General features: G+C 70.6%; 15 protein-coding genes. 13 read left to right on the forward strand and 2 right to left on the reverse strand.

Annotated elements, in window-relative coordinates:
- Positions 1-10: 10 nt before the first annotated feature.
- The 4 genes from ACIO3S_RS28035 to ACIO3S_RS28050 all read left to right on the forward strand — a co-directional run bounded on the left by ACIO3S_RS28035 (position 11) and on the right by ACIO3S_RS28050 (position 5,515).
- The gene (locus ACIO3S_RS28035; RefSeq protein ID WP_008358262.1) at positions 11-463 is read left to right on the forward strand and encodes a thioesterase family protein; all 453 of its coding nucleotides are present in this window, start codon (positions 11-13) and stop codon (positions 461-463) included.
- 106 nt (positions 464-569) lie between these two features.
- Positions 570-3,728 carry a glycosyltransferase gene (locus ACIO3S_RS28040; RefSeq protein ID WP_400469744.1) on the forward strand — a complete coding sequence of 1,053 codons (3,159 nt, stop codon included), beginning with the start codon at positions 570-572 and terminating at the stop codon, positions 3,726-3,728.
- Between the two features lie 20 nt (positions 3,729-3,748).
- Entirely contained in the window at positions 3,749-4,369 is a 621-nt protein-coding gene (locus tag ACIO3S_RS28045; protein WP_400469747.1) for a maleylpyruvate isomerase family mycothiol-dependent enzyme, read from the forward strand.
- 105 nt (positions 4,370-4,474) lie between these two features.
- Positions 4,475-5,515 carry an FUSC family protein gene (locus ACIO3S_RS28050; protein WP_400469750.1) on the forward strand — a complete coding sequence of 347 codons (1,041 nt, stop codon included), beginning with the start codon at positions 4,475-4,477 and terminating at the stop codon, positions 5,513-5,515.
- Positions 5,516-5,801: 286 nt separating this feature from the next.
- Here ACIO3S_RS28050 and ACIO3S_RS28055 read toward each other — a convergent pair whose 3' ends face one another.
- Positions 5,802-6,845, reverse strand: coding sequence for a methyltransferase domain-containing protein (locus ACIO3S_RS28055; RefSeq protein WP_400469753.1), 1,044 nt, complete (start codon positions 6,843-6,845; stop codon positions 5,802-5,804).
- A 25-nt stretch (positions 6,846-6,870) separates the two neighbouring features.
- The gene (locus tag ACIO3S_RS28060) at positions 6,871-7,863 is read right to left on the reverse strand and encodes a glycosyltransferase family 2 protein (protein WP_400469756.1); all 993 of its coding nucleotides are present in this window, start codon (positions 7,861-7,863) and stop codon (positions 6,871-6,873) included.
- Between the two features lie 168 nt (positions 7,864-8,031).
- On the opposite strand from ACIO3S_RS28060, the gene ACIO3S_RS28065 reads away from it, so the two are divergent.
- From ACIO3S_RS28065 to ACIO3S_RS28105, 9 genes are all read left to right on the forward strand, one after another.
- Positions 8,032-8,286, forward strand: a complete 255-nt coding sequence (locus ACIO3S_RS28065; protein WP_160024505.1) for a hypothetical protein — start codon at positions 8,032-8,034, stop codon at positions 8,284-8,286.
- Between the two features lie 18 nt (positions 8,287-8,304).
- A complete protein-coding gene (gene ftsY / locus ACIO3S_RS28070) occupies positions 8,305-9,438 on the forward strand; it encodes a signal recognition particle-docking protein FtsY (protein ID WP_400469906.1) in 1,134 nt (377 codons plus the stop codon).
- A gap of 30 nt (positions 9,439-9,468) precedes the next feature.
- The gene (locus ACIO3S_RS28075; protein WP_160024504.1) at positions 9,469-10,674 is read left to right on the forward strand and encodes an ROK family transcriptional regulator; all 1,206 of its coding nucleotides are present in this window, start codon (positions 9,469-9,471) and stop codon (positions 10,672-10,674) included.
- 155 nt (positions 10,675-10,829) lie between these two features.
- Positions 10,830-12,959, forward strand: a complete 2,130-nt coding sequence (locus tag ACIO3S_RS28080; RefSeq protein WP_400469760.1) for a PQQ-dependent sugar dehydrogenase — start codon at positions 10,830-10,832, stop codon at positions 12,957-12,959.
- Between the two features lie 230 nt (positions 12,960-13,189).
- Complete coding sequence (locus ACIO3S_RS28085; RefSeq protein ID WP_400469763.1) at positions 13,190-14,461, forward strand: ROK family protein; 1,272 nt, start codon at positions 13,190-13,192, stop codon at positions 14,459-14,461.
- Positions 14,458-16,017 carry a sugar ABC transporter ATP-binding protein gene (locus tag ACIO3S_RS28090; RefSeq protein ID WP_400469766.1) on the forward strand — a complete coding sequence of 520 codons (1,560 nt, stop codon included), beginning with the start codon at positions 14,458-14,460 and terminating at the stop codon, positions 16,015-16,017. The genes ACIO3S_RS28085 and ACIO3S_RS28090 overlap by 4 nt, the downstream gene beginning before the upstream one ends.
- Positions 16,014-17,069 (forward strand): ABC transporter permease, encoded by a 1,056-nt coding sequence (locus tag ACIO3S_RS28095; protein WP_400469769.1) that lies wholly within the window; start codon positions 16,014-16,016, stop codon positions 17,067-17,069. The genes ACIO3S_RS28090 and ACIO3S_RS28095 overlap by 4 nt, the downstream gene beginning before the upstream one ends.
- Before the next feature lie 80 nt (positions 17,070-17,149).
- A complete protein-coding gene (locus ACIO3S_RS28100; protein ID WP_160024501.1) occupies positions 17,150-18,187 on the forward strand; it encodes a substrate-binding domain-containing protein in 1,038 nt (345 codons plus the stop codon).
- An 82-nt stretch (positions 18,188-18,269) separates the two neighbouring features.
- Positions 18,270-19,445, forward strand: coding sequence for a Gfo/Idh/MocA family protein (locus ACIO3S_RS28105; protein ID WP_400469773.1), 1,176 nt, complete (start codon positions 18,270-18,272; stop codon positions 19,443-19,445).
- Positions 19,446-19,472: the final 27 nt, after the last annotated feature.

Genomic DNA, 19,472 nt, shown 5'->3' on the forward strand with positions numbered 1-19,472 from the left:
ATCAGCGGCGATGAGCACTCCTGACCGCAAGGCCCCGACCCGCGCCGACTACGTGCACTGGCGCACGATCACCACCCGTTGGCGCGACGACGACGCGTACGGTCACCTCAACAACGCGACCTACTACGAGTACTTCGACACCGCCGTCAACGCCTACCTGTTCGAGACGACCGGCGTGAACGTGCGGAAGCTGCCGAAGATCGGGATCGTCGCGGAGACCTCGTGCCGCTACCTGCGCGAGATCGGGTTCCCCGAGCCGGTCGAGGCCGGGCTGGTCGTCGACAAGGTCGGGAGCTCGTCGGTCATCTACCGGATCGGGCTCTTCCAGGGGCCGGGCGAGGAGGCCGCGGCGGAGGGCAGGTTCGTGCACGTGTACGTCGACAACACCGACCCGTCGCGTCCGGTGACGCCGATGCCCGACGAGATCCGGGAGGCGGTCATGCCGCTGTGGCGGCAGAATTGACCTTGACAGTTGGGTGAACGTGCGTGGCGCCGTTCACCGCCACTCGGCACTGTGACAGTCTGACCCACTGCCGAAGCACGATCTAGAGCGTCTTGGGGGACCTTTAGTGGACGAAGAGTTGAAGCGCATCGCACGTGGCGGACTGCGCAGGGGGCGAGACCTTGCCCGCAAGGTCTACAACGACTCGCCCCTCTACAGCCGGGCCGACGACGTACGTCTGCTCGTCGACTGCCCGCTGTTCGACCACGAGTGGTACGCCGAGCAGGTCGGGCAGCGCCTCGACCGCAAACGCGCCGCCCGGCACTATCTCGAGCAGGACCCGGCCAAGCCCCTGGCGCAGCCCAGCCCGCTCTTCGACCCGGAGTTCTTCGTCGCGCGGCTGACCCCGCGGCTGCGCAAGCAGATGGGCGATCAGGACCCGTTCCTCTACTGGCTGCGCGCCGAGCTGTGGCTGCAGCCCACGCACCCGCTCTTCGACACCGACGGCTACACCGAGCGGCGCAAGACCGAGAACTTCTACGGCGGCGCGATCGGTCACTACGTCGACCGGGGCGCCCGCAACGGACGCCGCGCCAACGACTGGCTGGAGCAGGTCGACGGCCGGTTCCCCGACCTGCGCGACTGGATCCGCGACCGGCGCGCGGAGTGGCAGGCCCGGCAGGGCGGCCCGAAGACCTGGCGGCCGGACATCGACCGCGTCCCGGCTGCCCCCGCCGGTCGTGAGCCGGTCGGCACGGTCACCGTCATCGTCGATCTGGGCGCCTCCGACGAGCTCGCCCGGGCGACGCTGGACAGTGTGGCCACCCAGACCGGGGTGAGCACCGAGGTCATCGTCATCGACCGCGGCCTGACCCCGTCGGTCGCCGAGGTCATCCCTGAGGTCGTCCCTGGCGCCCAGGTGGTGCTCGGCGATCCGGACCGCGGCGAGCCCGGCGTGGTCGCTGCGTTCTCGCAGGTCAACGGCGACTTCGTCGCGTACGTCGCTGGGGGAGATGTCTGGAGGCCCGGCCGTCTCGCGCGGCTGGTCTCGGTGGCCGATGCGGCCGGGAGGCCGCTGGTCGCCGACGTGCTGGAGCGCCCGTGGCAGGCGGAGCAGCGGTTCGCCATCGACGTACCTCCGGCCTCGCCGGGACCCGACGTGCCCGGTCCGTTGATGCGGACCCTGGTCTCGCGACTGCTGATCTCCGCGCCGCTTCTGGAAGAGGTCGGTGGGCCCCGTGACGACATCGGCTTCGGCTGGGCCTACGACCTCGCGCTGCGGCTGACCTCGAAGGCGGTGATCGAGGTCGTGCCCGAGGTCGGCGTCGAGCGCCGCCAGGGCATCAACCCCCGCCGTCCGCGCCAGGACCGGCTCCCGCTCGACCCCTTCGACCTCGAGTCGTGGGAGGACGTCGTACGCAACCGGACCTTCATCGACTGGGCCGCGCTCGGTTCCCGCACGCCGGACCCGGACGTGGTCTCGGTGGTCATCCCCACCTACGACGACTCGCTGCTGACGGTGGGCGCGGTCGAGGCCGCGATGGAGCACGGCGCGGGGGAGAAGCGGCTCGAGATCGTGGTCTGGGACAACGGCTCCTCGGCCCGGGTCTCGGCGGTGCTCGACTCGCTGCCGCTTCGCTTCCCCGAGGTGAAGGTGGTGCACAGCACCGTCAACCACAACTTCGCGCTCGGCAACAACCTCGCCATCCCGTACGTCACCGGGGAGACCGTGGTCTTCCTCAACAACGACACCACGGCGCTGGCCGGCTGGCTCTCGCCTCTGGTCGAGGCGCTCGAGGATCCCGAGGTGCTCGCGGTCCAGCCGCTGCTGCTCTACCCGAGCGGGTCGGTGCAGTCGGCCGGGGTGGTCTTCCCGCCCTACGGCGGGCTGCCCTACAACATGCTCGCCGAGTATCCGCCCGAGGACGCCGCCGGCCTCGACGGTCACCGGTTCTCCGCGCTCACCGGCGCCGCGCTGGTGATGCGCTACCGCGACGTCGTCGCATGCGAGGGGTTTGACCCGATCTTCACCAACGGCATGGAGGACGTCGACCTGTGCCACCGGCTCGTCGCGCTGCGGCCGGGCTCGTTCCGGGTCGTGACCTCCTCCGAGGTCGTCCACCACGAGTCGAAGTCGAAGGGCCGCTTCGCCCGGGCCCCGCGCAACCGGCTGATCTACCTCGACCGCTGGCTCGGGCGCACCGAGCCCCGCGACGACGTCGCCGCCTGGGCGGCCTGCGGCTACCAGGTCGTCGGCCGGGCGGCGGCCGGCAACCCGACCGGCCCCGCGAAGACGTACGCCGCCACCCGCCCGATCCTCGCCCCGATGCCGCGCGCCTCGGTCGTCGAGGGCGTCCCGCAGCTGCGCTGGTCGATCAAGATCTCCGCGCCCGGCGCGCCGGAGGGGGAGCGGTGGGGTGACACCCACTTCGCCGGTGCGCTGGCCCGCTCGCTGCGCAGGCTCGGCCAGTCCGCGGTCGTCGACCACCACTACGAGTGGGAGCGGCCGAGCGCGCTCGACGACGACGTCGTGGTCACCCTGCGCGGTCTCTCGCGCTACTTCCCGGCGCCCGACGGCCGGATCAACATCGGCTGGGTGATCTCCCACCCCGACGCGGTCACCCGCGCCGAGGCGGCCTCGTTCGACCGGCTGCTGGCAGCCGGGCCGATCTGGGCCGAGCGGATGTCGGCGCGGTGGGGCATCCGCATCGACCCGCTGCTGCAGGCCACCGACCCCGAGCTGTTCAACCCCGACCGGGCGCTGCCCGACTCCGGTCACGCGGTGCTCTTCGTCGGCACCTCGCGCGACGTCGAGCGCCCGATCATCCACGACGCGGTCTCGGCAGGACTGCCGCTGTCGGTCTACGGCCACGGCTGGGAGCCCTACATCCCGCGCCACTACGTCAAGGCCCAGTTCATGTCCAACACCCGGCTCGGCGCCGAATACCGGGCCGCTGGGGTCGTGCTCAACGACCACTGGTCCGACATGCGCGACTACGGCTTCATCTCCAACCGGCTCTTCGACGCCGTCGCCTCCGGCGCCCGGGTCATCTCCGACGACGTCGTCGGTCTCCGCGACGTCTTCGGCGACACCGTGCAGGTCTACGAGACCCCCGAGGACCTGGTGAAGTGGTCCTCGATGCCCGACCCCTCGGTCGTCTTCGGCACCGACGAGCACATCCGCGCCGAGGCCGCCCGCATCCACCGCGACCACGGCTTCGACGCCCGCGCCCGGTCCCTCCTCGACATCGCGCTCGAGGAGCGCGCCAGGCGCGACCGCTCCTAGGGACCTGTCAGAGTGTCCGCATGACGAAGCTGTCGGTGATCCAGCTGCGCGAGCGGGACGCACTGGTCGATGACCTGAGGTCGCTCTCGCCCGAGCAGTGGCGCTCGGCCACCCTCTGCGGGGAGTGGGACGCGGAGGAGGTCGTCGCGCACCTCGGCGCCGCCTCGCGACTCTCGTTCGCGGCCTGGCTGCGCAGCATGATCGGGGCGCGGTTCGATCCGGCCGTGCACAACCGCAGGCGGCTCGAGGAGTTCCGCGGATCCTCGCCGGAGGAGACGCTCGAGATGTACGCCCGGATCGGACCCATCGCGCTGCCACGGAAGGAGAGCGTCGGCGGGCTGGGGGAGATGATCGTGCACGGCGAGGACATCCGGCGGCCCCTCGGCATCCGGCACGACCCCGACCCCGAAGGGCTCTCGGCTGTCGCCGGGTTCTTCGCCACCAAGGACTTCGCGGTCAACAGCAAGTCGCTGGTGCAGGGCCTTCGGCTCCGAGCGGTCGACGCCGAGTTCGTGGCCGGCGACGGCCCCGAGATCAACGGGCGCCTGCTCGACTTGGTCATGGCGATGGCCGGAAGGCGCGAGGTGATGGCGGACCTGCGCGGGGACGGTGTCGCTGAGCTTCTCGACCGGCTTAGCTGAACCCGCCGGGTAGTCCGGGGAGTTTCCGTCGCTCGACCGGCTGGTACGGACGGAAACTCCCTGGACTATCTGGTGGTTCCGGGTGGCCGTAAGGTGTCTGGTGCGATGAGGGCGGTACGGCACGGGGGAGATGGGTTGGGCGGCGACCGGAGCCGGCTCGAGCGGCTGATGGAGGAGTCACTCCGGGTCTCACCGGCGCCAGGAAGCCACTCGCCCGCCTGGCGCGCGAGCGTGACGCTGCTCGTCGGGCTGATCGCGCTGGCCGTGACCGGACACATCGAGCTGGCGGCGTACGCCTGTTTCGGCACCTTCGCCTCGATCTACGGCGGGCGCCAGCCTCTGCGGGGACGGTGGCGGACCCAAGCCGCTGCCGGGGCGCTGATGTGCTTCGCGGTCCTGTGCGGCGCGCTCGTGGCGACATTCTCGCAGCGGGCCTGGCTCGTCATCCCCATTGCCGCGGTCTGGGCTGCGGCCGGATCGATGCTCTCGGACCGGTTCGTGCTGCGGCCTCCGGGACCGATGTTCCCGGTGTTCGCGGTGGCGACCTGTGCCGCGCTCCCGGTGACCCCGTCGGGGGTCGTGGTGGCGGTCGGCGTGGCGGCCGCCGCGGCCCTGATCGCCGTGCTCCTCGGTCTGCTCGAGGAGCGGCTGGTCGGCAGCGGAGCCTCGGTCGAGGCGAGCCGTGGTGAGGTACGGCTCGACCACGCCACCGCGGTCGTCGTGGCGGTCGTGGTCGCCGGTACGGTCTCCACCGCGCTCGGGCTCAGCCACACCTACTGGGCGATGGTGGCCGCGGCAGTGCCGTTCGGCGTCACCGGGCTGCTGGCGCAGACGACCCGCGGGCTGCAGCGTGTGGTCGGCACCCTGGTCGGCCTGGTCCTGGCAGCGGTGCTGCTCTCGGTCTCCCTCCCCGCGCTCGTCGTCGCGGTGGTCGTCGCCGCGCTCCAAGCGGTCACCGAGTTGCTCGTCGGGCGTCACTACGGCCTCGCCCTCGTCGCCATCACCCCGCTCTCGCTGCTGATGGTCCAGCTCGGCCACCCACAGCCGGTCGACGCTCTGCTGTGGTCACGTTTCGTCGAGACGCTTCTCGGGGTCGTCGTGGGCCTTGCCGCTGCGCTTGCGCTTCGTGAGGTTCGGCGCCGCTGACCCGCCGAGACGTCACGCCGGTCGGCCGAGGCGTCACTTACGCCGGCCGAGGCGTCATGGCGGTGCCAAGTCGGCCGACCTAAGCGACGCTTCGGCCGTCCTTGGTGACGCTTCGGGCGATGGGGCGATGAGGTAGAGGATTACGCGCCGAGTCGGCGCAACCGCGCGCCTCGCTCGCTTCGCTTCGCTCCAAGGCGCGCAGTTGCGCCGACTCGGCTACACCAGGGCGCGCAGTTGCGCCGACTCGGCTACACCAGGGCGCGCAGTTGCGCCGACTCGGCTACACCTACTTCTCGAAGACTGCCTGGTCGAGGACGCGGCGCTCGTCGTCGGCCAGGACGACGAGCGCCTCGCGGGTGAGGCTGGTGCCTTCGCCGGTGGGGGAGAGGTTGATGAAGAACTCGTGCTTGACGGTGTCGTGGAAGGACGTCTCCCGCATCGAGATGAAGTCGAGGTCGGCGAGGTCCTGGAGCAGCAGGCGGAGGTGGTGGGGGGTGCAGACCCAGTTGTGGGTGTCGATGTAGCGCTCCCCGCGCTGGGCCTCGGTCCCACTCGCCTTCACGGCGTCGAGGCCGTGGGCGAAGGTGTAGTCGCCCTTGTGGCGCGGACCCCAGGCGGTGATGCCGCCGTGCTTGGCCGCGTTGAGCCGCTCCTCGATGACCGCGCCCATGGTGTGCACCGAGGACGGGTAGAGGGAGGCGTCGATGACGCGCGAGAGCGAGGCGCGCTCGCGGAACCGGTCGAAGCAGTAGCGGTGGTCAGGGATCACGAGGGCGAGCACGCCTTCGGGGTTGAGCAGCTTCTCGCACTCGTTGATGAAGTCGATCATCGAGGTCGTGTGCTCGATGACGTGGGAGGCGACGACGAGGTCGAAGCGCTCCGGGATCACGTCTGACCAGGGAGTTCCCGGCCGGAAGACGTAGTCGACCTCCTCGATGTCGTCGGGGTCGTACTGGGGGAAACCGGCATAGCGCTGAACCAGACCCTCGCGGTCGAGATAGTCGACGATGCGTACGTCATAGCCGTCCCGCTTGGGCAGGATCGCGTTGTGCGCGGGGCCGATCTCCAAGATCAGGGCGTCGGGCTTGACCCCGGCGAGCACCTGCTCGCGACGCAGCTCGAGCCGGTCCAGGCCCGGGATGGCCGGCACCGCTGTGGTGCGGTTTCGGTCGCCCTGCAGCCCCTCCACCTTCGTACGCAGCTTCTGGTTGCGCTGCTTGAGCTCGTCGATCCGGCCGTGCAGGCGCGCGGCCTCGGCGTCGGCGGCACGGACGGTCTGCAGACCTGCGGCGGCGAGGCCGCGGCGTACGGCGCCCCTGAAGGTGGGCAAGACAGGTCCTCCTGAGAAGAGAGTTTCAGCGTGTGCGGGGTGGGATGTAGGGCTCGGCCGCCAGTGCGGCCCGGCCGCGCTCGGCACCGAGGGCGTGCTCGTCGTCGGGCACCGCCTTGTCGTTCTCCGGATCGAGCACGTCACGCATGAGGTCGGGGATGAGCGATCGGCCGAGCACGATGTGCAGGTGGTAGGTCAGCCAGTCGTCGAACGAGTAGTCCCCGGAGAAGGCGCCGGCGGCGAGCTCGGCCCGGGTCGGCGTGCGCGCGAGGTAGGCGTCCTGCAACGTGCCGCTCAGGTAGCGCTGGTAGTCGCGCATCCCGTGGTGGCGCGGGCTCGGCTTCAGGTCGGGATTGGCCTCGTAGCCCTTGCCGGCGTTGATCACCTTGCGCTCCAGCTGGGCCCAGGAGCGCCAGGGGAGGTGGAGCACCTCGAGAGCGACCTCGTCGGGCGGCTGGCCGTTGCTCATCAGCGAGACGAAGTGGTTGCCCTGGACGACCTTGATGTCCGACTCGCCGCGGTGGATGGCGTTGGGCGTCGGATGCGCATGGAGCCCGACCGCCTCGAGGCGCTCGTCGGAGCGCCGGTCGCGCCACTGGAGCCGGTTGATGCCGCCGCCGGTCCAGGCGGGCGGGCCGACGAGGTTCTCGACCTCGACGGTGAAGGCGTTCAGCGACAGGGGAGTGGCCTCGAGCGCCTGGCGTACGGTCAGGCCCTTGTCCTTGGGCACCAGGAACTCGTCGGCGTCGAGGTTGAGGACCCAGTCGGCGCGGAAGTGGGTGCGGGCACGTCGGGCCATCGCGGTGACGACCTTGCCCTGCTGCTTCTCGTGGACGGGGTCGTGATGGAGCTCGACCCGTCCCGTGGCGGCGTAGCGCTCGAGCACCTCGGTGGTCCCGTCGACCGACGCGTTGTCCGTGACGATCAACGTGTCGACACCCTGGTCCAGGTGGTGCTCGATCATCGCGGCGACGATGTCGACCTCGTCCCGGACCATCATTGTCCCGATGATCCTCATGCCGTGAAACACTACCGGCCCGGTGGACGTTGTCGAGATCCCGCGCCGTACGACGGGATGCATCGGGCGCGGGCGCGCGTGCCCGCGCGTGCCGTTGTGTGCTCCGGGCGCGAGGTGTGCGAGGGTGGACGCCGTCCGTGCGTATCCAGAAGGAGGCTGGCCGAGCCAGTGACGACCATCCTTGTCATCTTCGTGGCGATGCTGCTCATCGTCGCGCTGGCCGGACTCGTGATCGTCTACACGGTCTTCCCCCACCGCGGACAGAAGATGCCGTACGCCACCAAGCTCGGTCAGGCGATGGAGCGGGCCGTCGACACGGCCCCCACGCTCAGCCCGGCCACCCGGCTGCAGACCCGCCGCGAGGACCGCCTCACCGAGCTGCTCGGTGAGCGCAAGCCAGGAACTACGGAAAATCAGGGCTAGTTTGATTGGATGAGGCCCATGGACATGGTCACCCTCATCGTCATCATCGCGGTCGCCGCTGTCGCGATCATCGGCGGCGGCATCGCCGGTCTGGTCGCCAGCACCCGGCGCCGCAAGGACCGTTCGCTGCCGACCGAGGCGGGGACCGATGTCATCACCCGCCCCGAGGAGCCGACGGTCGGGGAGGCCGAGCCGGAGACCGTGCCCGCGGAGCCCGCCGCGCCGGTCATCGAGAAGCCGGAGAGCACCGCCTCCCGCCTGGTGCGGCTGCGCCAGCGCCTGGCCGGCTCCAACGCGCTGGGCCGCGGTCTGCTCAACCTGCTCTCCTCCGACAGGCTCGATGAGGACACCTGGGAGTCCATCGAGGATCTGCTGCTCACCGCCGACATCGGCGTCGCTCCGACCCAGGAGCTGGTCGAGGGGCTGCGCACCCGGCTGCGCGTCGAGGGCGGCAAGGTCGACGCCAAGGCGGCGCTGCGTGACGAGCTGATCAAGCTGGTCGACCCGGGCATGGACCGCCGGCTCCAGGTCAGCGGCGCCGACGGCGCCCCCGGTGTGGTGCTGATGGTCGGCGTCAACGGCACCGGCAAGACCACCACCACCGGCAAGCTCGCCCGCATCCTGGTCTCCGAGGACCGCAAGGTCGTCCTCGGCGCCGCCGACACCTTCCGTGCGGCCGCCGCCGAGCAGCTGACCACCTGGGGGGAGCGCGTCGGCGTCGAGGTCGTCCGCGGCCCGGAGGGCACCGACCCGGCCAGCGTCGCGTTCGACTCGGTCAAGGAGGGCCTCGACACCGGCGTCGACACCGTCATCGTCGACACCGCCGGCCGGCTGCAGAACAAGGCCGGCCTGATGGACGAGCTCGGCAAGGTCAAGCGCGTCATCGAGAAGCAGACCCCGGTCACCGAGGTGCTGCTCGTCCTCGATGCCACCACCGGCCAGAACGGCCTCATCCAGGCCCGCGTCTTCAGCGAGGCCGTCGCGGTCAGCGGCATCGTCCTCACCAAGCTCGACGGCTCCGCCAAGGGCGGCATCGTCGTCGCTGTGCAGCGCGAGCTCGGTGTTCCGGTCAAGCTCGTCGGCCTCGGTGAGGGTCCCGACGACCTGGCACCGTTCACCCCTGAGGCCTTCGTCGACGCGCTCCTGGGCTAGGAAGGCGTGTCACATGGCAGGATCGCCGGTATGCGCCATTCACTCGCCGGCCGGGCCGAGACTTCCATGCAGGCACGACTGCTCGCCCAGCTCCGTGACGAGGGCCCGCTGTCGCGGGTTCAGCTCGCTGACCGGCTGAACGTCTCCCGCACCACGATCGCGGCCGAGGTCGGCCGGCTCACCGAGCTGGGCCTGGCCCACGAGGTGGGGCCGGCGGCCTCCCGGGGCGGCCGGCGCTCGACCCTGGTCGACCTCGCGCCGGACATCCGGTTCGTCGGCATCTCGATCGGCGCCACCAGCATGTCGGTGGGCCTCACCGACGGCCGGCTGTCGGTGATCGGCACCCGCACCCGGGCGTGCGACATCCGCAGCGGCCCGGAGAAGGTGCTCGCGACCGCCCTCGACGAGGTACGTGCGCTCCTGGACGAGCACGACGTCACCGAGCCGATGGGCGCGGGCGTCGGCGTACCCGGACCGGTCGACTTCCACCGCGGCGTCTCGGTGTCGCCGCCGATCATGCCGGGCTGGGACGGCTACCCGGTGCGCGACGCGGTCGCCCGGGAGCTGGGCTGTCCGGTCGTGCTCGACAACGACGTGAACGTCCTCGCGGCAGGGGAGCAGCACGCGGGTGTCGCCCGGACCGCTCGTGACTTCCTCTACGTCAAGATCGGCACCGGCATCGGCTGCGGGATCGTCGTCGACGGGGAGCTCTACCGCGGCGTCGACGGCTGCGCGGGGGACATCGGACACATCCGCGTCGAGGACTTCGGGCCGACCTGCGCCTGCGGCAACACCGGCTGCCTGGAGGCGTTCTCCGGCGGGGCGGCGCTCGCTCGCGAGGCGCTCGCCGCGGCCCGTTCCGGACGCTCGCCCGTGCTGGCCGAGCTGCTCGCGGAGAAGGGTGAGCTGAGCGCCGAGGACATCGCGATCGCGGTGGCCCGCGGCGACGCCCAGGCGGTGCAGCTCATCCGGGAGAGCGGACACCGCATCGGCCAGGTCCTGGCCAGCCTGGTCTCGTTCTTCAACCCCGGCCTGATCGTCATCGGCGGCCGGGTCAGCAAGCTCGGCCATGGCCTGCTCGCCGAGATCCGCAGCGTGACCTACCGCCGCTCGCTGCCGCTGGCGACAGGCAACCTCCCGATCGTGCTCAGCGAGCTGGGCGACGAGGGCGGCGTCATCGGGGCCGCCCACTTGATCAGCGCCTCGGTGTACGCGCCCAGCAGCGGCGAGGTCTAAACACCACTCTCGGCCGTCTCAGAGGCGCACTATCGTCCCATCTTTCGAAATCATCTTGCGAAAGTACGCAAGTCACTTGACGTGACCGGCGTCACATCGATACGTTCGCGGACGATCTCGCTCCCCTCCATGACAGCGAGAGAAGGAGATGGACCGTGCGCAGATTCACCCTCTGGAGCGTCGCCACGACCGTGGTCTCAGGGCTCCTGGTTCTCCCCCTCACGACGTCCGCGGACGCGGCCCCTACGGCCGCCCCTCCGCCGGACGCCGACTTCGAGAAGGTGACCCTCAACGACCGCCCCGGTGAGCCGATGGACCTTGCGGTCCTGCCCAACGGGGATGTCCTCCACACCACCCGGGCCGGGAAGGTCTGGCTCAACGACGCCGACACCGGCGTCAACAGCGTCGCAGCACAGTTCGACGTCTACCAGCACGACGAGGAGGGTCTGCAGAGCATCGCTCTGGACCCCGGATACAACGGCCGGACCAACAAGTGGGTCTACGTCTACTACTCGCCCCCGATGAACACCCCTGTCGACGACCCGGCCACGCCGGACGTCAACGAGGGTGACGCCCCCGAGTACGGCACGCCTGCCGACTTCGAGCCCTTCAAGGGTGCGATCCGGCTCTCGCGCTACCAGTACGCCGGCGGCAAGATCGACCTGTCCACCGAGCAGCAGATCATCGACGTACCGGTGGACCGCGGGCGCTGCTGCCACGTCGGCGGCGACATCGTCTTCGACTCCGCGGGCAACCTGATCCTCGCCACCGGTGACGACACCGACCCGTTCCAGTCCGACGGGTACGCCCCGCTCGACGACCGCGAGAACCGCAGCCCTGCCTTCGACGCGAGGCGTACGGCCGCCAACACCGACGACCTGCGCGGCAAGCTCCTCCGGATCAAGCCGAAGGCCGGCGGCGGCTACACCGTCCCTGCCGGGAACCTGTTCGCGCCAGGCACCGACAAGACCCGCCCCGAGATCTACGCGATGGGTCTGCGCAACCCGTTCCGGATCGAGATCGACCGGGAGACCGACCGCGTCTACGTGGCCGACTACTCGCCCGACGCCTCCTCCGCGAACCCGGACCGCGGCCCGGCCGGCCAGGGCAAGTGGACCGTCGTCACGAAGCCGGCCAACTACGGCTGGCCGCTGTGCGCGACCGCTGAGCTGCCCTACCGCGACTACGACTTCGCGACCGGGGTCTCGGGTCCGGCGTTCGACTGCGAGGCGCCCGTCAACGACTCGCGCCACAACACCGGTCTGACCCAGCTCCCGCCGGTGACGCAGCCGACGGTCTGGTACACCTACGGCCAGTCCGCGGAGTTCCCCGAGCTCGGCACCGGCGGCATCGCGCCGATGGCCGGACCGGCATACGACTTCCGGAAGTCCGCGACGAAGGACCCGCTCTCCGGCGCCTGGCCGGCGTACTACGACGGTGTCCCGCTGTTCGCGGAGTGGGGCCGGGACTACATCAAGGGCATGCGGCTCGACGCCGACGGCGAGCTCACCGGCATCGAGTCGGTGCTCTCCAGCTTCGTCACGGACAACGTGATGGACCTGGAATTCGGCAAGGACGGCTCGCTCTACATGCTCGAGTACGGCGACGGGTTCTTCAGCGAGAACGAGGAGGCCCAGGTCTCCCGGATCGACTACATCGCCCGCACCGGCAACCACAGCCCGAAGCCGGTCATCAGCGCCGACAAGACCGCGGGTCAGCCGCCGCTGACTGTCGCCTTCGACAGCGCCGGGACGACCGATCCTGACGGCGACAAGCTCGTCTACCAGTGGGACTTCGACGGTGACGGCACCTTCGACGCCACCGGGAAGACCGCCACCCACACCTACGAGGAGCCGGGGGCCTACCGTGCGACGCTGACCGTCACGGACAAGGGCAAGGCGGGCCGCGGCAAGCACGCCTCGGCGGACGTCGACATTGTCGTCGGCAACGACGTTCCGGTGGTGACCCTGACGACCAGCCCGGCGCCCGGCGAGGCGTTCCACTTCGGTGACACCGTCCAGTTCCAGGTCGAGGTGACCGATGACCAGGCCGTCGACTGCTCCCGGGTCTCGGTGACGTACGTCCTGGGCCACGACGAGCACGGGCACCCGCAGTCCACCGCGAACGGCTGCAGCGGCTCGATCGTGACGACCGTCCCCGGTGGCCACGACCCCGGGCAGGACGATCTGAACGCCGTCTTCGTGGCGGAGTACACCGACCCCGGCGAGGGTGACATCCCGGCGCTCACCGGCAGTGACGAGGTGGTGATCGCACCCAGCGAGTGACCCTCGCGATCGACCTGAAAGGGGCATCCGGCCAGCCGTGGCCGGGTGCCCCTTTCGGCTACTTTGTCCAATCACTTTTCAAAGTTCGACAGAAACTTTGCAGAAACCGCCGCGAAAGGGTTGTACAACGTGAGCGCGGTCACTAGTTTGTCTCTCGGTCACCGAATTCTGTGACTGCCATCACAGGCTGTGTCTGTGATGGACCCCTTCACCCCGGACAGGAGGCACCCGTGCGCGACGCAGACATCACCGTGCGGGTCTCCGCCACCGCCGACCCGGCGGCAGTGCGGGCCGCGCGGATGGGCCTGCTCCTGCGGTCGCTCCGCGACCGCGGCCCGCGCTCGCGTGGGCGCCTGGCCGAGGAGACCGGACTGACCCGCACGGTCGCGACCGGACTGATCGAGGAGCTCGCCGAGCTCGGGCTGGTCACCTGCGAGGACGCCGACCGTCGCGGCGCCGGCCGCCCCGGCGTCCAGGTCCGGCTCGTCGGCAGGTCGGTGTGCGGGGTCGGTGCGGAGATCAACGTCGACCATCTCGCCGTCGTCGCCGTCGACCTCGCCGGGTCCGTGATCGCCGAGTTCCGTCGCGGCATCGACGGACGCAGGCTTCCGCCGGAGGATGTGCTGGCCGAGGTCGCGGGCCTGGTCGACGACGCCCTCGCCGAGGCGCGGACCGCCGGCACCACCGTCGCGGGCATCACCATCGGTGTCGCGGGCCTCGTCGACACCGCCACGCAGCGGGTCACCCTCGCCCCCAACCTCGGCTGGCGCGACATCGACGCCGCCGAGGACGTACGCCGCCGGCTGGCCGCTGGCGCCGCGCCGGTGCCGCCGGTGCGCGTGGCCAACGAGGCCACCCTCGCCGCGACCGCCGAGCTCGACCCGGCCGATCCCGACCGCGCCGACATGGTGGTGCTCTACGGCGAGGTCGGCCTGGGCGGCGCGATCGTCAGCGGCGGGCGGGTGGCCCCGGGCCGGCACGGCTGGGCCGGCGAGATCGGCCACCTTCCGGTCGACCCTCGCGGTCGGCTGTGCGGCTGCGGCCGCACCGGCTGCTGGGAGACCGTGGTCGGCCTGCGGGCGCTGCTCGAGGCGGCCACCGACCCCGACGACCCGGTCCGCGACCCCGTGCTGACCCTGGAGGAGCGCCTCGCCACCCTGGTCGAGCGAGCCCGGCTCGCCGACGGCCGCACCCTGGCCGCGCTGGACGAGGTCGGGACCTGGCTCGGCACGGGCGCCGCCGTCCTGGTCAACACGCTCAACCCGGGCACCGTCGTGCTCGGCGGCTACTTCGCCGTGCTCGGCGAGTGGCTGCGCCCGGCCGTCGAGGCGCGGCTCGCCGCCGACGTCCTCGCGCCGCGTGCCGGTGGCACCCAGGTCGCGATCTCTGCCTTCGGCCCCACCGCCGCGGTACGCGGCGGCGCACTGGTCTCCCTGGAACCGGTGCTCTCCGACCCCACCGTTCTCGCCGACCTGCCCGAACTGCACGGAGGAACCCGATGACCCAGACCCCGAAGCCGTCGCCGGACGGCCCCGCCGCCAGCGCAGACGGGGGTGACGTACTGCTCGAGATGACCGGGATCGTGAAGCGGTTCCCCGGCGTGCTCGCCCTCGGCGGCGTCGACCTCGACGTCCGCGCGGGGGAGGTGCACTGCCTTCTCGGCCAGAACGGCGCCGGCAAGTCGACCCTCATCAAGGTGCTCTCGGCGGCGTACCAGCCCGACGAGGGGGAGATCCTCTGGGAGGGCGAGCCGGTCCGGCTGACCACGCCGGTCGCCGCCATGAAGCGCGGCATCTCGACGATCTACCAGGAGCTCGACCTGGTGCCCGGGCTCACCGTGACCGAGAACATCTTCCTCGGCCACGAGCTCGCCACCGCCGGGTTCAGCCGCCGGGCGGAGGCGACCCAGCGGGTGCGTACGCTCCTGGCTCGGCTCGGCCACAGCGAGGTCGACCCGAACCGTCTGGTCGGCGACCTCTCGCCCGCCGGGCAGCAGATCGTCAGCATGGCGCGGGCGCTGTCCCACGACACCCGCCTGCTCATCCTCGACGAGCCGTCGGCGGTTCTCGACCAGGAGGAGGTGGACAACCTCTTCCGGGTGATGCGCGGCCTCACCGCGGAGGGCGTCGCGATCATCTACATCTCCCACCGCCTCGAGGAGATCCGCCAGATCGGCGACCGGATCACGGTCCTCAAGGACGGCCGCACCGTGGCGACCGGGCTCTCGGTCGAGGAGACCCCGACCCGGGAGCTGATCACGCTGATGACCGGCCGCCAGATCGAGTACGTCTTCCCAGAGCGCCCCGCGATCGCACCCGGTCGGGACGGCACGCCGGTGCTCGAGGCCACCGGCCTGTCCGGCGACCGCTTCCACGACGTCGACCTCCGCGTCCACGCCGGCGAGATCGTCGGTCTGGCCGGCCTGGTCGGCTCCGGCCGCTCGGAGATCCTCGAGACCGTCTACGGCGCCCGCCGCTCCAGCTCGGGCACGGTCACCGTCAACGGCCGCCGGCTGCGCCGCGGCTCGGTACGCGCCGCGGTGGCCGCCGGGATCGGCCTCGCCCCGGAGGAGCGGAAGAGCCAGGGGCTGCTGCTCGACCAGGCGGTCTACCGCAACGTGACCGTCTCGTCCCTGAACCGGTTCTCCAAGGGCAGCTTCCTCGACACCGGCGCCGAGCGCCGCGCCGCCGAGGAGCTCAGCCGCTCGCTCGACGTACGCCCGGCCGGGGTGGACCGGCCGGTCCGCAACCTGTCGGGCGGCAACCAGCAGAAGGTCGTGCTCGCCCGGTGGCTGCTGCGCGACTGCAAGGTGCTGCTCCTCGACGAGCCCACCCGGGGCGTCGACGTCGGGGCACGCACCGAGATCTACAACCTCGTCCGCCGCCTGGCCGACGAAGGTGTCGCCGTGGTCGTGGTGTCCAGCGAGGTGGAGGAGGTGCTCGGTCTCGCCGACCGGGTCCTCGTCATCAGCGAGGGCTCCGTCGTCCACGAGGGACCCGCCACCGAGATCGACGAGTCGAAGGTCCTGGACCTCGTGATGGAAGGAGAGGTCGCATGAGCGACACCCCCACAGACGCTGTGACCCCGGTGGACACGGTCCGGGTGGAGAAGGAGGCTGCCGGAGGGCGGCGGGCGGAGCCCGGCGGCGTCGCTCGGCTGCTGCGCGGCGGCGCGGGCCACAACCTCGGCCTGGTCCTGGCGCTGGCGCTGCTGGCCCTGGTCGGCGTCATCTCCGGCGGCGACCGGTTCGCCTCGGTCGACAACGTGATGACGATCCTGCGCCTCGCGGCGGTGATCGGCGTGGTCAGCATCGGGATGACGTTCGTCATCACCGGTGGTGGCATCGACCTCTCGGTGGGCGCGCTGGTCGCGCTCTCCTCGGTCTGGTGCACGACGCTGTCCACGCAGGCCATGGCCAACGACTACCACTGGATCTTCATCGTCACCACGGCGCTCCTGGTCGGCGCGGGCGCCGGTCTGATCAACGGCCTGCTGGTGGCGTACGGCGGAGTGGTGCCGTTCATCGCCACCCTCGCGATGATGGCCAGCGCCCGCGGTCTGGCCGAGATCATCTCGGCGCGCAAGACCCAGATCCTCAGCGTGCCCGGCTTCACCGACGCGTTCTCCCGCGACATCCTCGGGATCTCGGTCCTGGTCTGGATCTTCGTCATCGTGGCCGTGATCGGCTGGGTCGTGCTCAACCGCACCACCTTCGGCCGGCGCACCCTGGCCATCGGCGGCAACCCGGAGGCCTCGCGCCTGGCCGGCATCAACGTACGCCGCCACACCGTGCTCCTCTACGTCCTCGTCGGTGTCTGCTGCGGCATCGCCGCGATCATGCTGGTCAGCCGCACCACGACCGGCAGCGCTACCCACGGCGGGCTCTACGAGCTCGACGCCATCGCCGCGGTCGTCATCGGCGGCACCCTGCTCGCCGGCGGGCGCGGCACCATCGTCGGCACCGTCTTCGGGGTGCTGATCTTCACGACCCTCACCAACGTGTTCGTGATCAACAACCTCTCGATCTCCGCTCAGGCCTTCACCAAGGGCCTGATCATCATCGCCGCCGTGCTGCTGCAGAAGCGGTTCGCTCGACAGCCAGGGTCATGACCGCCCGACACCACCCAGCCAGCCGTCCACGGCTCTCGGACCAATCCCTTCTCCACCTCGCACGATCTAGGAGCACTTCCATGAAACTGAAGTCCACAGCAAGAATCGTCGTCGCCGGTCTCTCGGTGCTCGCCCTCTCGGCGTGCATCAGCAACACCCCCGAGAAGTCCGAGAACGTCGGTGGCACCTCCAACGCCAAGGCCGGCTCCAACGACGAGAAGGGCGACACGGTCGTCATCGGCTTCTCGGCCCCCGCCGCCGACCACGGCTGGATGGGTGCGATCAGCGAGCAGGCCAAGACCGCCGCCGAGGCGTACGAGGACGTCGACCTGCGCCTGGCGGAGGGCACCAACGACGTCAGCCTGCAGATCAGCCAGGTCGAGACCTTCATCAACGACAAGGTCGACGCCATCGTGCTGCTGCCCTTCGACGGCGCTGCGATGACGCCGGTGGCTCTCAAGGCGATGGAGGCCGGCATCCCGGTCATCAACGTCGACCGTGAGTTCAACGACCCCAACGCCGCCCGGGTCACCGTGCTCGGTGACAACTACGGCATGGGTGTCTCGGCCGGTGAGTACGTCTGCGAGCAGGCCGGCGGCAAGACGGACGCCGTCGTCGCCGAGATCGCCGGCATCGACTCGCTGCCCCTGACCCAGGACCGCAGCAAGGGCTTCAAGGACGCGCTGGCCAAGTGCGACCTCGACGTCGACAACCGGGTCGCCGCCGACTTCACCGTCGAGGGCGGCGAGAAGGCGGCCTCCAACCTGCTCCAGGCCGCGCCGAAGATCGACTTCCTGTGGAACCACGACGACGACCAGGGCGTCGGCGTCCTCGCCGCGATCAACAACGCCGGTCGCGACGAGTTCACGATGGTCGGCGGCGCCGGCTCGGCCAACGCGATGCGCGAGATCGAGTCGGACAAGGGCGTCCTCAAGGCGACGGTCATCTACCCCTCCACCCAGGCCGCTGACGGCATCAAGCTCGCCCGGCTCCTGGCCCAGGACAAGGCCATGTCCGACCTGGTCGAGGTGACCGTGCCGCGCACCATCCAGCTGGACGCGCCCGTCGTCACCAAGGAGAACGTGGACGAGTTCCTGCCCACGGCCTTCGAGTCCTGATCGAGCCCGACCCAGTCAGACCGCAAGATCGCTCCGCGCTCGGGCGCGGAGCGACACCACCGAAACACAGGATCGAGTTCCGATGACCGAGCAGAACGCCACGCTCGGGGTGGGGATGATCGGCTATGCCTTCATGGGCGCCGTCCACTCCCACGCCTGGCGCAGTGCCCACCGCTTCTTCGACCTTCCCCTGACCCCGCGGATGCAGGTTCTCTGCGGCCGTGACGCGACTCGCGTGGCGGAGGCCGCCACCCGGTTCGGCTGGGAGGAGAGCGTCACCGACTGGCGTGACGTGATCGCCCGCGACGACGTCGACCTGGTCGACGTGTGCACGCCCGGCGACACCCACGCGGAGATAGCGATCGCCGCGCTCGAGGCCGGCAAGCACGTGCTCTGCGAGAAGCCGCTGGCCAACAGCGTGGCCGAGGCCGAGCGGATGGCCGCGGCCGCCGCGGTGGCCGCCGAGCGTGGAGTGCGGGCGATGGTGGGGTTCACCTACCGCCGGGTGCCCGCCATCGCCCTGGCCCGGAAGCTGGTCGCCGACGGTCGTCTCGGGGAGCTCCACCACGTACGTGCGCAGTATCTCCAGGACTGGCTGGCCGACCCCGAGACCCCGCTGAGCTGGCGCCTCGACAAGACCAAGGCCGGCTCGGGTGCGCTCGGCGACATCGGCGCCCACGTCATCGACCTGACCCAGCACATCACCGGCGACCGGATCCTGGAGGTCTCCGGGATGCTGGAGACGTTCGTCAAGGAGCGCCCGGTGGCAGAGACCTCGTCCGGGCTCTCCGCCACCGCTGGCACCGAGCGCGGGCCAGTCACCGTCGACGACGCCGCGGTGTTCCTGGCGCGGTTCGCCGGGGGAGCGGTCGGCTCCTTCGAGGCCACCCGCTTCGCCACCGGCCGCAAGAACGCGATCCGGATCGAGATCAACGGGTCGAAGGGCAGCCTGGCCTTCGACTTCGAGGACATGAACGTCCTGCACTTCCACGACGCGACCCTGCCGGCCGCCGAGGGCGGCTTCCGCCGGATCGTCGTCACCGAGCCCGAGCACCCGTGGGTGGCCGCGTGGTGGCCCCCGGGCCACGGCCTCGGCTACGAGCACGGCTTCACCCACCAGGTCGTCGACCTCGTCCGGGCGCTCGGCGAGGGCGCCGAGCCGACGCCGACGTTCGCCGACGGACTCCAGGTGCAGCGCGTTCTCGCCGCGGTGGAGACCAGCTCCGACACCAGGACGTGGCAGGAGATCCCCACCTGATCCACCCGGGGCCGCTCGGCCGATTCC

The organism is Nocardioides sp. NPDC087217, assembly GCF_044744805.1.
Lineage (GTDB): Bacteria > Actinomycetota > Actinomycetes > Propionibacteriales > Nocardioidaceae > Nocardioides.

Excerpts from the sequence above, each read along its gene's own strand:
- ACIO3S_RS28100 (WP_160024501.1), top strand. The coding sequence starts at position 17,150 with ATGAAACTGAAGTCCACAGCAAGAATCGTCGTCGCCGGTCTCTCGGTG.
- ACIO3S_RS28090 (WP_400469766.1), top strand. The coding sequence starts at position 14,458 with ATGACCCAGACCCCGAAGCCGTCGCCGGACGGCCCCGCCGCCAGCGCA.
- ACIO3S_RS28050 (WP_400469750.1), top strand. The coding sequence starts at position 4,475 with ATGAGGGCGGTACGGCACGGGGGAGATGGGTTGGGCGGCGACCGGAGC.
- ACIO3S_RS28105 (WP_400469773.1), top strand. The coding sequence starts at position 18,270 with ATGACCGAGCAGAACGCCACGCTCGGGGTGGGGATGATCGGCTATGCC.
- ftsY (WP_400469906.1), top strand. The coding sequence starts at position 8,305 with ATGGACATGGTCACCCTCATCGTCATCATCGCGGTCGCCGCTGTCGCG.
- ACIO3S_RS28075 (WP_160024504.1), top strand. The coding sequence starts at position 9,469 with ATGCGCCATTCACTCGCCGGCCGGGCCGAGACTTCCATGCAGGCACGA.
- ACIO3S_RS28035 (WP_008358262.1), top strand. The coding sequence starts at position 11 with ATGAGCACTCCTGACCGCAAGGCCCCGACCCGCGCCGACTACGTGCAC.
- ACIO3S_RS28095 (WP_400469769.1), top strand. The coding sequence starts at position 16,014 with ATGAGCGACACCCCCACAGACGCTGTGACCCCGGTGGACACGGTCCGG.
- ACIO3S_RS28045 (WP_400469747.1), top strand. The coding sequence starts at position 3,749 with ATGACGAAGCTGTCGGTGATCCAGCTGCGCGAGCGGGACGCACTGGTC.
- ACIO3S_RS28060 (WP_400469756.1), bottom strand. The coding sequence starts at position 7,863 with ATGAGGATCATCGGGACAATGATGGTCCGGGACGAGGTCGACATCGTC.